Origin of the sequence: Streptococcus sp. KHUD_014, assembly GCF_051106275.1 — a bacterium.
In the GTDB taxonomy this organism is placed as follows: domain Bacteria; phylum Bacillota; class Bacilli; order Lactobacillales; family Streptococcaceae; genus Streptococcus.
The window spans coordinates 25,127-37,314 of record NZ_CP193666.1 but is presented as its reverse complement, the minus strand read 5'-3'; the positions used below and the strand labels follow the sequence as shown (position 1 = coordinate 37,314).

The window sequence follows — 12,188 nt, the reverse complement described above, 5'->3', positions numbered from 1 at the left end:
ACCTCTTGCGCATTATTATACCACAAAAGTAGTCAAAAAGCGACTTTTAAAGAGGTATCTCTAGATACCAACCTCAGATTTCCAAACTAAAAAGTGGTTTACACTAGTGTAAACCACTTTTACAGACTGATCATTAAGATTCTTTAACTTCTAGAAGACCTATATCTCCATCTTCACGACGATAGATTACATTTGTTGTTTCGTCTTCAACATCTACATAGATGAAGAAGTCATGTCCCAACAAGTCCATTTGAAGAATTGCTTCTTCCAAATCCATAGGTTTCAAATCAATTTGTTTTGAACGAACAACTTTTGGTTGAACTACATCTAACTCTTCAACCAAAGCATCTGTAAAGAGTTGACTTGTTGATACTTTATTTCTATTTTTACGCTCAATCTTTGTTTTGTTTTTACGGATCTGACGCTCAATCTTATCTGTCACCAAATCAATAGAACCATACATATCTTGAGAAATGTCTTCTGCACGAAGAGTAATAGATCCAAGCGGAATCGTTACTTCAACTTTAGCAGTCTTTTCACGGTAAACTTTCAAGTTTACACGTGCGTCCAATTCTTGGTCTGCTTGGAAGTATTTTTCGATCTTTTCGAGTTTAGAAACTACATAATCACGAATTGCTTCTGTTACTTCTAGGTTTTCACCACGGATACTATATTTAATCATATAAGTACCTTCTTTCTAAACATATTTGTTTTTCTAATTATATTATAACGCTTTCATAAAATTATTGCAAACTTTTTCCTCATCTTGCGAGGGAAAAAGTTTTAATATTCTGACAACCAGCTGCTAAAAGCATACTTCTAAGACGATTCACCGTGCTACCAGTAGTATAAATATCATCAAAGAGTAAGATATTTTCTGGGAGCTTCACGCCATCTTTCAGGGAAAATGGAAACTCTGTAAGTAAACGAGCTGCTCGATTTTTTGAAGAGCTAGCTTCAACTTCTTTTTTAATCAAAATATCCAGATATGATAGCCCAGTCTCCTTTATCAAACCCTCTACTTGATTAAAGCCCCTACTTTTGAAACGCTGTTCACTCAGAGGTACAATCACAATCTGATAACCCTTATACTTTTTTAACTCTTTTTGCAATATTTTAGAAAATACTTTTCTTAAAATATAATCACCATCAAATTTATAGCGACTAAAATACTCTTTCATAGCCTGATTATAGGAATAAAGAGCCACATGATCAACCTTTACACCTTGTTTACACCAAAATTGACAATCTTGACAGTTTATTGTCACATCTTTTTTGAAACAACTAGGGCAATGTTTGTCACCGATACTCTCAAAAGACGAAATACAGGATTCACATACTAGTTCCTCCTCCTTTTTAAAACAGAGTAGGCTAGTAAAGGTTAGCTCAGTTTTCAAACCTTTATCACACAATAAACACTTCACACTCCTGCCTCCTGATTCATTTGTTTAATCTCCTTTATGGCTTTCTTAATGGAGTGATTGAGTCCATCGTGGAAAAATATAAGTTCTCCTGTTGGTCGATCCATACTTCTACCAACTCGCCCTCCAATCTGTACTAAGCTTGACTTGGTAAATAGCTGATGATTGGCTTCCACCACAAAAACATCTACTCGAGGGAAGGTGACTCCACGCTCTAATATAGTTGTGCTAATTAGTATCGTCAACTCCCCATCTCTGAAAGCTTGTACCTGCTCTAGCCGGTTTTCTGTGATCGATGATACAAAGCCTATTTTCTCATTTGGAAATTGTTTTTCCAGGATCACCTTTAACTTTTCTCCCTTCTTTATCTCAGAAGCAAAGATTAGTAAGGGATAGGCTGTTTTTCTCTGTTTCTCGATGTATTTCTTTAGTGTGGGTGATAAACGTTCTTTATCCAAATAGCTGTCAAAATTTGATAACCAGATTGGCTTAGGAACAATGAGAGGATTTCCATGAAAGCGACGGGGTAAGCTAAGACGCTTTAACTCCCCTTGTTTAACTTTTCTATCTAACTCATCAGTTGATGTTGCTGTTAAAAATATTCTCAATCCATTTTCCTTTAGACAATTGTTGACTGCATGGTAAAGTACAGGATTATCAACATAAGGGAAGGCATCCACTTCATCCACAATCAACAAGTCAAAGGCCTGATAAAACTTTAATAACTGGTGAGTGGTTGCTACAACTAAAGGGGTGCGAAAATAAGGATCCGAATCCCCATGTAGTAGCGCAATCTCACATGCAAAATCATTTTGTAGTCGTTTATGCAGCTCTAAGCAAACATCTATGCGAGGACTGGCCAGACAAACAGCTCCACCCTGATTTATCACCTTAGCGACAACTTGGTAGATCATCTCTGTCTTACCAGCTCCTGTCACTGCATGTACCAAGGTGGCCTCCTTCTTATCTACCGCCTGAAGGAGTCCTTGTGATACCCGCTCTTGAAAGGGAGTCAGTTGTCCTGACCATTTGAGTACATCTTGCTCCGGAAACCTTTCTTGCGGAAAATAATAGAGTTCTTGATCACTTCTTATTCGCTTCATAATCAAGCATTTTCGACAATAAAAAGCACCAACAGGCAAATGCCATTCTTCTTTTATCTGACTACCACATCGCTGACAAGATAGTTGCCCCTTCTCTTTTTTCATAGATGAAATTGTTTTTGCTTGCTGTCTCTCATCATAACTTAATTCTTGTTCCGTAAAAAGGCGACCGAGATAATTTGGATTTACTTTCATATTTCTTTATTCGTAAAATGTAGAAGTTTATGCTATTTTTTAGTACAATAAAACTATGGAATATAGAACTATAAAAGAGGACGGACAAGTCCAAGAAGAAATCAAAAAATCACGCTTTATCTGTCATGCTAAACGTGTCTATAATGAGGAAGAAGCTCGTGACTTTATCTCAGCCATCAAAAAAGAACACTATAAAGCAACCCACAACTGCTCTGCTTTTATTGTCGGTGAACGCAGTGAAATCAAGCGAACTAGTGATGACGGGGAGCCTAGTGGAACTGCTGGTGTTCCTATGCTAGGAGTTTTGGAAAACCACAACCTTACTAATGTCTGTGTGGTAGTTACTCGTTATTTCGGCGGTATTAAACTAGGAGCTGGTGGTTTGATTCGTGCATACGCTGGTAGTGTTGCTCTAGCAGTTAAGGAAATTGGTATTATTGAAATTAAAGAACAGGTAGGGATCCAGATTCACATGACCTATGCCCAGTATCAAGAATATGGGAATTTTCTTAAAGAGCATAATCTCATGGAATTAGAAACAAACTTTACAGATCAAGTTGACACTATGATTTTCATTGACAAAGAAAAGAAAGATGGTATAAAGGCTGATCTCATCGAATTTTTCAATGGGAAAGTTACTCTAACTGACAAAGGTTTACGTGAAGTTGAAGCACCTGTAAACCTATCGTAAAGAAAGGAAATAGCATATGGCTTTTGGAAGATTAATTCATGGACTCGCTGGAAACTTCAGTGAGCAAAGTAAAGAAGCTCTTACCAAGGAATTTGGACAATATTTATTAGAAAATGAAGAAATTCAAAGCGGATATAAACTCATTCGTGACTCAATTATCTTTACAAATATCCGAATCATCTTTACAGATAAACAAGGGGCAACCGGACGGAAGATGTCTATCAAATCAATTTTCCTCATGAACATCGTTAATGTTGAGATGGAAACTGCTGGACTTGGGATTGATGATAGCGAGATTACGATTACTTATTTAGAAAATGCCTTTTTAAAAGCTCATAATGAGCACTTTAACTCTCACAAATTTGAATTTCCAAAGAAAACAGATATCGTACCTCTTTACACTTATCTATTTGAATTAGCTTATCACAATCGTTTAAATATTAACGGTTTGAATCACTGATATAAAAAAATCCTATCACTTTGATAGGATTTCTATATTTTACAAAAGTCAAAGTTAGCGTTATACTAGAAGCATCTTATATAAAGAGGTGCTAACATGGCTATTTATAACAACATCACAGAACTCATCGGTAGAACACCGATTGTTAAATTAAACAACATTGTACCCGAAGGTGCAGCAGATGTTTATGTAAAACTTGAAGCTTTTAACCCAGGATCATCCGTTAAAGACCGCATCGCCCTAAGTATGATTGAAAAAGCAGAACAAGAAGGTAAACTTAAACCAGGTTCTACTATTGTGGAAGCAACAAGTGGAAATACTGGTATCGGACTTTCATGGGTTGGTGCTGCTAAAGGCTATAAAGTTGTTATCGTTATGCCTGAAACCATGAGTGTTGAACGTCGTAAAATTATCCAAGCTTATGGAGCTGAACTAGTCCTCACTCCTGGTAGCGAAGGAATGAAAGGTGCGATTGCAAAAGCGCAGGAAATTGCTGCTGAGCGTGATGGTTTCCTACCATTACAGTTTATTAACCAAGCTAACCCAGAAGTTCACGAAAGAACAACAGGAGCTGAAATTCTAGCTGATTTCGGAGCTGATGGTTTAGATGCCTTTGTTGCTGGTGTTGGTACTGGAGGAACTATTTCAGGTGTTTCTCATGCTCTTAAAACTGCTAACTCAAACATTCAAGTTTTTGCAGTTGAGGCAGACGAGTCAGCTATCCTATCTGGTGAAAAACCTGGGCCTCACAAAATTCAAGGTATCTCTGCTGGATTCATTCCAGATACACTTGATACAAAAGCTTACGATGGTATCGTTCGTGTGACATCAGATAATGCTCTTGCACTTGGCCGTGAAATCGGTGGAAAAGAAGGTTTCTTGGTAGGTATTTCTTCTGCAGCAGCTATCTATGCAGCAATCGAAGTTGCTAAAAAACTTGGGGCAGGTAAAAAAGTTCTTGCGCTTGCACCAGATAACGGAGAACGTTACCTATCTACAGCACTCTATGAGTTTGAAGTCTAGTCTCCTAAATACACAAAGCCCTTGTTAAAGGGCTTTTTAATTTTCTACAAAAGAAAAAAGGAAGCAAACCTGCTTCCTCTTTATATCATTAGTTATTCAAGGCTGCCGCCATTGTAGCTGCAACTTCTGCTTCAAAGTCGTTTGCAGCTTTTTCGATACCTTCACCAACTTCAAAGCGAGCGAACTCAACTACTGAAGCGTTAACTGATTCAAGGTAAGCTTCAACTGTCTTGCTGTCATCCATGATGTAAACTTGTGCAAGAAGTGTGTAAGCTTGGTCAACTTTAGTGTTGTCAAGCATGAAGCGATCCATTTTACCTGGGATGATTTTATCCCAGATTTTTTCTGGTTTACCTTCTGCAGCCAATTCAGCTTTGATAGCTTCTTCAGCTTGAGCGATTACTTCATCAGTCAATTGAGCTTTAGATCCGTATGCCAAGTGTGGAAGAGCTGGTTTACCAACCATAGCACGGCTTTCATTATCTTGGTCGATAACGTGGTTCAATTGTGCCAACTCATCTTTAACAAATTGCTCATCCAATTCTTTGTATGAAAGAACTGTTGGTTTCATAGCAGCGATGTGCATTGAAATTTGTTTAGCAAGTGCTTCGTCTCCACCTTCGATTACAGAGATAACACCGATACGTCCACCGTTGTGTTGGTATGCTCCGAAGTGTTGTGCATCTGTTTTTTCAATCAAAGCAAAGCGACGGAATGAGATTTTTTCTCCGATAGTCGCTGTTGCAGACACATAAGCTGCTTCAAGAGTTTCACCTGAAGGCATTGTCAAAGCAAGAGCTTCTTCGTTATTAGCTGGTTTTCCTTCAGCGATTGCTTTAGCTGTTGCGTTTACCAGCTCAACAAATTGAGCGTTTTTCGCAACGAAGTCAGTTTCAGCATTTACTTCAACAACTGCTGCAACGTTACCGTCAACATAAACACCAGTCAAACCTTCTGCAGCAACACGGTCAGCTTTCTTAGCTGCTTTTGCCATACCTTTTTCGCGAAGCAATTCAATCGCTTTTTCGATATCGCCTTCCACTTCAACCAATGCTTTTTTAGCGTCCATAACACCAGCACCAGATTTTTCACGCAACTCTTTAACAAGTTTAGCTGTAATTTCTGCCATTTTGATTCTCCTATATTTTTTAAAAATAGGAGAGCCGGGCTAAGCCCCGCCCTCCTAGGTAATTACTATTTATTATGAATTAAGCGTTGTCGCCTTCTACAACTTCAACGATTTCTTCGATTGAGTCTGCTTGAGCTTCTGAAGCTGCAAATTCTGCTTCAACTGCTGCAACAGCATCTTCACCTTGGCGACCTTCGATGATAGCGTCTGCCAATTTAGCTGTGATCAACTTAACTGCGCGGATAGCGTCATCGTTAGCTGGGATGATTACATCGATATCGTCTGGATTAGTGTTTGTGTCAACCATGGCTACAACTGGGATACCCAATTTTTTAGCTTCTTTAACAGCGATTTGCTCTTTATGTGGGTCAACTACGTACATTACATCTGGGATACGAGGCATATCTTCGATACCACCCAAGAATTTTTCAAGACGTGCACGTTGTTTGTTAAGAAGTGCAACTTCTTTCTTAGGAAGAACTTCGAAAGTTCCATCTTCTTCCATACGTTTGATTTCTTTCAAACGAGCGATACGTTTTTGGATTGTTCCCCAGTTAGTAAGAGTTCCACCCAACCAACGGTGGTTGATGAAGTATTGACCTGAACGTACTGCTTCTTCAGCAACTGCGTCAGCTGCTTGTTTCTTAGTACCAACAAACAATACAACTGCATCGTTAGCTGCAGCATCACGCATGAAGTCGTATGCTTGGTCAGCGTATTTTACAGTTTGTTGCAAGTCGATAACGTGGATTCCGTTACGCTCAGTGAAGATGTACTTAGCCATCTTAGGGTTCCAGCGACGAGTTTGGTGACCAAAGTGTACACCAGCCTCAAGAAGTTGTTTCATTGAAATTACTGCCATGAGTATTTCTCCTTTTTGTTTTTTTCCTCTTCTTGATTTCAGCTTGCAAAACGACCCAAAGGCAACAGTTTCACAATTCATCAAAAATGAGTATTATCGTTCACACGACAAGTTTCATTTTACCACAATTTCTCAATATTATCAAGCTATTTTGATAGTTTTTTAGCAGAACTTCTCAACTTAAAGACAAGAAAAGAGACTCGAATTGAGTCTCGTTTTTTTTCATTAGTTTGGATAGATGTAAGTAACATAACCTTCAGAAGTTGTTGTTGGGTTGAACCAACCACGTTTGTTACTAATGGTACGATCTCCACCATAGTTAGATTCTGATACTTGGATGCTTGATGATGATGAAACAGCTGTAACAACCGCTACGTGTCCATAGCCACCATCATTCCAACATGCAATAGCACCAACTTGTGGTTGAGAACCAGTACGGAATCCTGCTGCTGCTGCACTTGTAGCCCACTGCGCTCCGTTACCCCAGTAATCTCCAGCCCAAGGTGCTAACGTTTTAGCTCCCCAAGTACATTCACCAGTTGGATAACTTGAAGCGTTTGTACTATATGTTGGACGTGATGTTGTACGAGTAGCTACAGGAGTGTAGCTTGGTTCTTCATCGTCTGATGATGAAGTAGAAGTTGCTTGTACTTGCGCAGCAAAGCTTGTGTTAGCTGAAGCTGCAACCGATTGACGTTGGCTAGTTTGTTGAGCTCGGTATGCTGCTTCAGCTTCAGCTGCCGCTTTTGCTTCAGCTTCTGCTGCTGCTTTTTGCTCCAACAAGCTCGCTTTTTCACCTTCTGCAGTAGCTTTCTCAGCCGCAAGGTTCAATTCTGCTACTTTCAATTCTGCTTGTTTTGTTGTCAAAACTTGAGCATCATCAGCAAGCGTTTGTTGATTGGCAATAACTGTATTGATTGCTTCATTGTTTGCTACTTGTTTTTCAGCAATAGCTTTTTTATCTTCTTTTTGTTGTTCCAACATTTTATTGTTGGCTGATACGATTTCGCTCATAGCTGCTACGCGTGAGATAGCTTCTGTGATTGATTTTGAGTTGATAATCGTATTGATGTAGCTTGTAGCAGCTCCATTAGTTTGTGCGCTACGAGCTTGGTTTTCAAGAGATGCATTACGAGCTACGATATTTTTTGAAAGCTCAGTAATTTCTCCTTCAAGCTTTTTAGATTCTGCTTGAAGTTTTTCATTCTCAGCTTGCAATTTTTCTTGTTCTGCTTGGATTGCTGAAACCTGAGTTTGAATTTCATCTACTTGTTTTTGAGCTTCTTTTTGTTGAGCTGTTAAGCTGCTAATTTTACTATCTTGAGCAGCAATTTTTTCATCTGTTGTATTTGCCTGAACACTTGAAAGAACAGCTCCTTGGGAAACCAATACTGTACTTAACAAAAGTGATGCTAGGATTTTTTTCTTCATAAGTGTAAATACTCCTTCTTTTAAGACAATACTAGTATATCAAAAAAAGGCCTAATAAATATTACGCCTTTATTACAGTTTTGTTTCTTTCTTATAGATATATTTTTTCAAAAATAAACTGGAAAACTATCATCCATAAACCATTTAAAATCATCGATGGAACTAGACTATAAACGATAAAGACTGATATACTTGCAGCAGTTAATCCAACCGCCTGAGCTAATATAAAACTACCAAATTCAAACAAGAAAGTCATCATTAAAATTGCTAATAGTCTAGTCCATCTATTTGATAGAATGATAGAATTATTTTTATAAATGATTGCACCAATAATAACAAAAAGAAGACTGGCAATCCCTATCAAATGAAAGAAATATATATCATAGATAAGCCCTATGATTAAGCAATAAGCCAAAAACAAATATTCGGATACTTCTATCGTCTCAAATAATAAAAAGATGAAGATAGAGTGACTTACAAGTTGAAAATAAGGGAAAAAACTATTGATAAATTGTCCTAAATGACTATCTATTAAGATGATTAAGGGCAAGAGCAAAAACATGCCCACCTGCTTAAAAAGTCTCATGACGGGTTCCCCACTAACTCTACGACTTTGGTATTCATTGAATCAGACTGAAGTTTGACTAGCACCTCTCTTGTCAGATAGTCATTACTATGCGTCACAGATTCAACCTCACCTACTGGAATATCAGTAGCATTAAAATTACCAAGACCACCAGTTACAACCTTATCGCCTTTACTAATGTCGCTACTGCTGTTTAACTGACTAATTTTCAGTAGATCTTTTTCCTTATCGTAGCCAATGATAATTCCATAAACACTGGTAGAACCATGCTGGATTTTAACAGAAATTTTCTCTGTATTTTCAGCGTTGGTTAATAAGTTGACCACACTAGAGTTGCCTTCAACCTTTTCTACGCTTCCGATCAAACCACCACCAGCTACAACAAGCATATTACTAGTCACGCCTTGTGAAGATCCTGCATCGACTGTCAACTCTTGTTTCCAAGTCGATGGTGTTCTCATGATAACGTCAGATGCAATTACCTTGGTCCCGTTTAATTTTGATTTCATCTCCAACAATTGTCGTAATTGCTCGTTTTCTTCTTTTAGGCGGTCTGCTTCATTCGTTTCCTTCTTCATCTGATAGAGTTCTTTTTTTAGACTTTCATTTTCATTATAAGCTCTAGTTAAATGCCCTAAATCAGATTTTGCTGAAGACAACCATTGAAATGGTTTTTGAACAATTCTGTCTACAAGAGAAATTCCATCTCCCGCCTTTGTCACAATTGCACTGGATTGCGTCGTTACCAAAAAGACTGACACTACTAATACAAGGACAAAAAGAACGATAATATACTTAGATTTTTTAAAACGGTTCATATCTTACCTTTTTTATTCTCTGTTTTACTTTAGGATTTTAATAAAAATAGGATTGCGCCCAATAGACATACAAAGAAAAGGGCTAGACTATCTTTATTCATCCAATTCAACTGTCGATACTGACTACGTCCATGACCACCCTGATAACCTCTAGCCTCCATAGCAGTAGCCAGAGAGTCCGCTCTTTTCAAACTCGTAGCAAATAAAGGAATCAAAATAGGAATCATGGCCTTTACCTTCTGGACAATATTCCCTTCTCCAAAATCAACTCCACGCGCCTTTTGGGCATTCATAATTCGAATGGTATCATCCATCAAGGTTGGTACAAAACGTAAACTCATAGAGAGCATAAGTCCAATCTCATGAACTGGAACCTTAAATCTTTTTAACGGCCCTAACAAGGATTCAACCGCCGTCGCTAAACTAAGAGGCATGGTCGTCAAGGTTAGTAAGGTTGAGAAAAAAATAATCAACACAAAGCGACAACAAATAATTCCCGCCTGCTCTAAACCATGACTAGTAACTTTCAGAAATCCCACTTCATACAAAACATCCCCACCCGAAATGAAGAACAATTGGAAAAGAGTTGTAAAAGCAATCAGAAAAAACATAGACTGCAAGCCTTTTATAAAAAAAGACAAGGGAACTTCTGATAAAAATACAAATATGCCTGTTACAATGAAAAGTATGAGATTAGTTATCGGATTATTGGCCCAAAAAATGATGATAATCAATAAGATCATAGCTATTAGCTTACTACGAGGATCCAGACGATGAATAATCGAATCTCCTGGTATGTAACGACCTAAAATCATGTTATCCATTAATGAACTCCTTAAACTCTTCTATCGTTATCGGCATTTGTTTAAAAGAAACTCCTCGTTCAGCTAGCCTATGAGCAAATCTTGTGATTTTCGGAACACCCAATTGGATATTTTCCATAAACTCCAGATTTTGAAAGATAAGACTAGGCGCTCCACTCTTAACCAATCTTCCTTTTTCCATCACATAAACTTGGTCAGCAAATTCTGCTACATCATCCATAAGGTGAGTCACCAAAACAATCGTGATGCCATCTTGATGAAGCTTTTCAAACAAAGTCATCAACTCTTTCCGACCAATTGGATCTAGTCCTGCTGTAGGCTCGTCTAAAACCAAGATGCTTGGCTCCATTGCTAAAATCCCAGCAATAGCAACCCTTCTCATCTGACCACCTGAAAGTTCAAATGGGCTACGTTCAAAGAGTGACTCATCAATCCCTACTAAATCTAATTTTTCACGCGCAATAGCCTCGGCCTCTTCCACAGAAACTCCAAAATTCTGAGGACCAAAAGCTACATCTTTTAAGACTGTTTCTTCAAATATTTGATTTTCTGCAAACTGAAAGACCAAGCCCACTTGTTTGCGAATTTGACGAATTTGCTTATTGACGGATGTTGGTGTAATTAATGTATCAAAGACACGAACACTTCCCTTTGTGGGAACCAACAAACCATTCAAAAGTTGTAAAATAGTAGATTTTCCACTACCTGTATGCCCAATAATGGCCGTATAGGAACCATCTTCTATGGTCAGACTCACATCTGACAAGGCTGCTGAGGCAAAGGGTGTTCCTTCCTGATACGTATAACTAACATTGTCTAGAATAATTCCCATAAAGCCTCCTCAAGCTCCTCTTCGGTCAGGTAGTGCTCTGGTAATTTAAAGCCACTATCACGCAGTGATTGTTTTAATTGGTTGACAAAGGGTTGATCTAATCCAATTTGATCTAAATCTGACCTAGAAAACAACTCTCTAGGAGTGCTAGTGGACTCAATTTCTCCTTTTTTCATCACCAAAACTCGGTCACTCATAGCCACCTCGTCCAAATCATGTGTTATGGAAATCACAGTTATCTGATGATTTCGACGAATTTCCTGCACAATTTTAATTAACTCTAGCCGTCCCTCAGGATCCAACATGCTTGTAGCCTCATCCAAGATTAAAATATCTGGTCGCAAGGCAACAACACCTGCGATAGCTACTCTCTGTTTTTGACCTCCTGACAAACGAGCAGGTTCTTTTTTAGAAAATCCAGCCATCCCAACTAAGGATAGAGCTTCTGTAACTCTACGCTTCATCTCCTCAAGCGGGATTCCTTGATTTTCCAGTCCAAAAGCAACATCATCTTCCACAGTTGCTCCTACAAATTGGTTGTCAGGATTTTGAAAGACCATGCCAATTTTTCGGCGTTTGTCCCAGACGTTTTCTTCCGTCAAAAGATCTCCGTCTATCCAAATTTCCCCTGATTCGGCCTCAAGTAAACCGTCAATCAAGCGAACAGTCGTTGACTTGCCACTACCATTATGACCAACGATAGACAACCACTCTCCACGTTTCACGTGAAACGTAATATTATGAACATCATAGTGTTCTTGATCTGCCTGATATCGAAAAGACAGATTTTTTATCTCAATAATCGATTCCATA

At 38.4% G+C, this 12,188-nt stretch carries 14 protein-coding genes; 3 read left to right on the top strand and 11 right to left on the bottom strand.

Annotated features, from left to right (window positions below; translation table 11 throughout):
- Window positions 1-133: 133 nt before the first annotated feature.
- The 3 genes from hpf to ACORHT_RS00185 all read right to left on the bottom strand — a co-directional run bounded on the left by hpf (window position 134) and on the right by ACORHT_RS00185 (window position 2,719).
- Window positions 134-682, bottom strand: a complete 549-nt coding sequence (hpf, locus tag ACORHT_RS00195; RefSeq protein ID WP_414271071.1) for a ribosome hibernation-promoting factor, HPF/YfiA family — start codon at window positions 680-682, stop codon at window positions 134-136.
- Between the two features lie 79 nt (window positions 683-761).
- Entirely contained in the window at window positions 762-1,424 is a 663-nt protein-coding gene (locus tag ACORHT_RS00190) for a ComF family protein (protein WP_434350224.1), read from the bottom strand.
- The gene (locus ACORHT_RS00185) at window positions 1,421-2,719 is read right to left on the bottom strand and encodes a DEAD/DEAH box helicase (protein ID WP_434350223.1); all 1,299 of its coding nucleotides are present in this window, start codon (window positions 2,717-2,719) and stop codon (window positions 1,421-1,423) included. Before ACORHT_RS00185 ends, ACORHT_RS00190 begins: the two co-directional genes overlap by 4 nt.
- Window positions 2,720-2,774: 55 nt before the next feature.
- Between ACORHT_RS00185 and ACORHT_RS00180 the strand changes: the two genes are divergently transcribed.
- The 3 genes from ACORHT_RS00180 to cysK all read left to right on the top strand — a co-directional run bounded on the left by ACORHT_RS00180 (window position 2,775) and on the right by cysK (window position 4,893).
- Window positions 2,775-3,410: a YigZ family protein gene (locus ACORHT_RS00180; protein ID WP_434350222.1), complete on the top strand. Its 636-nt coding sequence runs from the start codon at window positions 2,775-2,777 to the stop codon at window positions 3,408-3,410.
- Window positions 3,411-3,426: 16 nt separating this feature from the next.
- Window positions 3,427-3,870, top strand: a complete 444-nt coding sequence (locus tag ACORHT_RS00175; RefSeq protein ID WP_434350221.1) for a PH domain-containing protein — start codon at window positions 3,427-3,429, stop codon at window positions 3,868-3,870.
- A gap of 96 nt (window positions 3,871-3,966) precedes the next feature.
- Window positions 3,967-4,893, top strand: coding sequence for a cysteine synthase A (gene cysK / locus ACORHT_RS00170; RefSeq protein WP_075226774.1), 927 nt, complete (start codon window positions 3,967-3,969; stop codon window positions 4,891-4,893).
- An 88-nt stretch (window positions 4,894-4,981) separates the two neighbouring features.
- Here cysK and tsf read toward each other — a convergent pair whose 3' ends face one another.
- The 8 genes from tsf to ACORHT_RS00130 all read right to left on the bottom strand — a co-directional run bounded on the left by tsf (window position 4,982) and on the right by ACORHT_RS00130 (window position 12,187).
- Window positions 4,982-6,022: a translation elongation factor Ts gene (tsf, locus tag ACORHT_RS00165; RefSeq protein WP_000808093.1), complete on the bottom strand. Its 1,041-nt coding sequence runs from the start codon at window positions 6,020-6,022 to the stop codon at window positions 4,982-4,984.
- Window positions 6,023-6,101: 79 nt separating this feature from the next.
- Window positions 6,102-6,884: a 30S ribosomal protein S2 gene (gene rpsB, locus ACORHT_RS00160; protein WP_434350220.1), complete on the bottom strand. Its 783-nt coding sequence runs from the start codon at window positions 6,882-6,884 to the stop codon at window positions 6,102-6,104.
- Window positions 6,885-7,109: 225 nt separating this feature from the next.
- Window positions 7,110-8,315 carry a peptidoglycan hydrolase PcsB gene (gene pcsB / locus ACORHT_RS00155; protein ID WP_434350219.1) on the bottom strand — a complete coding sequence of 402 codons (1,206 nt, stop codon included), beginning with the start codon at window positions 8,313-8,315 and terminating at the stop codon, window positions 7,110-7,112.
- 91 nt (window positions 8,316-8,406) lie between these two features.
- Window positions 8,407-8,901 (bottom strand): rod shape-determining protein MreD, encoded by a 495-nt coding sequence (gene mreD / locus ACORHT_RS00150; RefSeq protein ID WP_434350218.1) that lies wholly within the window; start codon window positions 8,899-8,901, stop codon window positions 8,407-8,409.
- Window positions 8,898-9,719, bottom strand: a complete 822-nt coding sequence (gene mreC / locus ACORHT_RS00145) for a rod shape-determining protein MreC (protein WP_075228897.1) — start codon at window positions 9,717-9,719, stop codon at window positions 8,898-8,900. Before mreC ends, mreD begins: the two co-directional genes overlap by 4 nt.
- Before the next feature lie 29 nt (window positions 9,720-9,748).
- Window positions 9,749-10,543: an energy-coupling factor transporter transmembrane component T family protein gene (locus tag ACORHT_RS00140; protein WP_075228898.1), complete on the bottom strand. Its 795-nt coding sequence runs from the start codon at window positions 10,541-10,543 to the stop codon at window positions 9,749-9,751.
- Window positions 10,536-11,375, bottom strand: coding sequence for an energy-coupling factor transporter ATPase (locus tag ACORHT_RS00135; protein WP_075228899.1), 840 nt, complete (start codon window positions 11,373-11,375; stop codon window positions 10,536-10,538). The genes ACORHT_RS00140 and ACORHT_RS00135 overlap by 8 nt, the downstream gene beginning before the upstream one ends.
- Window positions 11,360-12,187 carry an energy-coupling factor ABC transporter ATP-binding protein gene (locus ACORHT_RS00130; protein ID WP_075228900.1) on the bottom strand — a complete coding sequence of 276 codons (828 nt, stop codon included), beginning with the start codon at window positions 12,185-12,187 and terminating at the stop codon, window positions 11,360-11,362. The genes ACORHT_RS00135 and ACORHT_RS00130 overlap by 16 nt, the downstream gene beginning before the upstream one ends.
- Window position 12,188 lies beyond the last annotated feature (1 nt).

Excerpts from the sequence above, each read along its gene's own strand:
- ACORHT_RS00180 (WP_434350222.1), top strand. The coding sequence starts at position 2,775 with ATGGAATATAGAACTATAAAAGAGGACGGACAAGTCCAAGAAGAAATC.
- ACORHT_RS00140 (WP_075228898.1), bottom strand. The coding sequence starts at position 10,543 with ATGGATAACATGATTTTAGGTCGTTACATACCAGGAGATTCGATTATT.
- mreD (WP_434350218.1), bottom strand. The coding sequence starts at position 8,901 with ATGAGACTTTTTAAGCAGGTGGGCATGTTTTTGCTCTTGCCCTTAATC.
- ACORHT_RS00185 (WP_434350223.1), bottom strand. The coding sequence starts at position 2,719 with ATGAAAGTAAATCCAAATTATCTCGGTCGCCTTTTTACGGAACAAGAA.
- tsf (WP_000808093.1), bottom strand. The coding sequence starts at position 6,022 with ATGGCAGAAATTACAGCTAAACTTGTTAAAGAGTTGCGTGAAAAATCT.
- ACORHT_RS00130 (WP_075228900.1), bottom strand. The coding sequence starts at position 12,187 with ATGGAATCGATTATTGAGATAAAAAATCTGTCTTTTCGATATCAGGCA.
- ACORHT_RS00175 (WP_434350221.1), top strand. The coding sequence starts at position 3,427 with ATGGCTTTTGGAAGATTAATTCATGGACTCGCTGGAAACTTCAGTGAG.
- rpsB (WP_434350220.1), bottom strand. The coding sequence starts at position 6,884 with ATGGCAGTAATTTCAATGAAACAACTTCTTGAGGCTGGTGTACACTTT.
- pcsB (WP_434350219.1), bottom strand. The coding sequence starts at position 8,315 with ATGAAGAAAAAAATCCTAGCATCACTTTTGTTAAGTACAGTATTGGTT.
- ACORHT_RS00135 (WP_075228899.1), bottom strand. The coding sequence starts at position 11,375 with ATGGGAATTATTCTAGACAATGTTAGTTATACGTATCAGGAAGGAACA.
- cysK (WP_075226774.1), top strand. The coding sequence starts at position 3,967 with ATGGCTATTTATAACAACATCACAGAACTCATCGGTAGAACACCGATT.
- mreC (WP_075228897.1), bottom strand. The coding sequence starts at position 9,719 with ATGAACCGTTTTAAAAAATCTAAGTATATTATCGTTCTTTTTGTCCTT.
- hpf (WP_414271071.1), bottom strand. The coding sequence starts at position 682 with ATGATTAAATATAGTATCCGTGGTGAAAACCTAGAAGTAACAGAAGCA.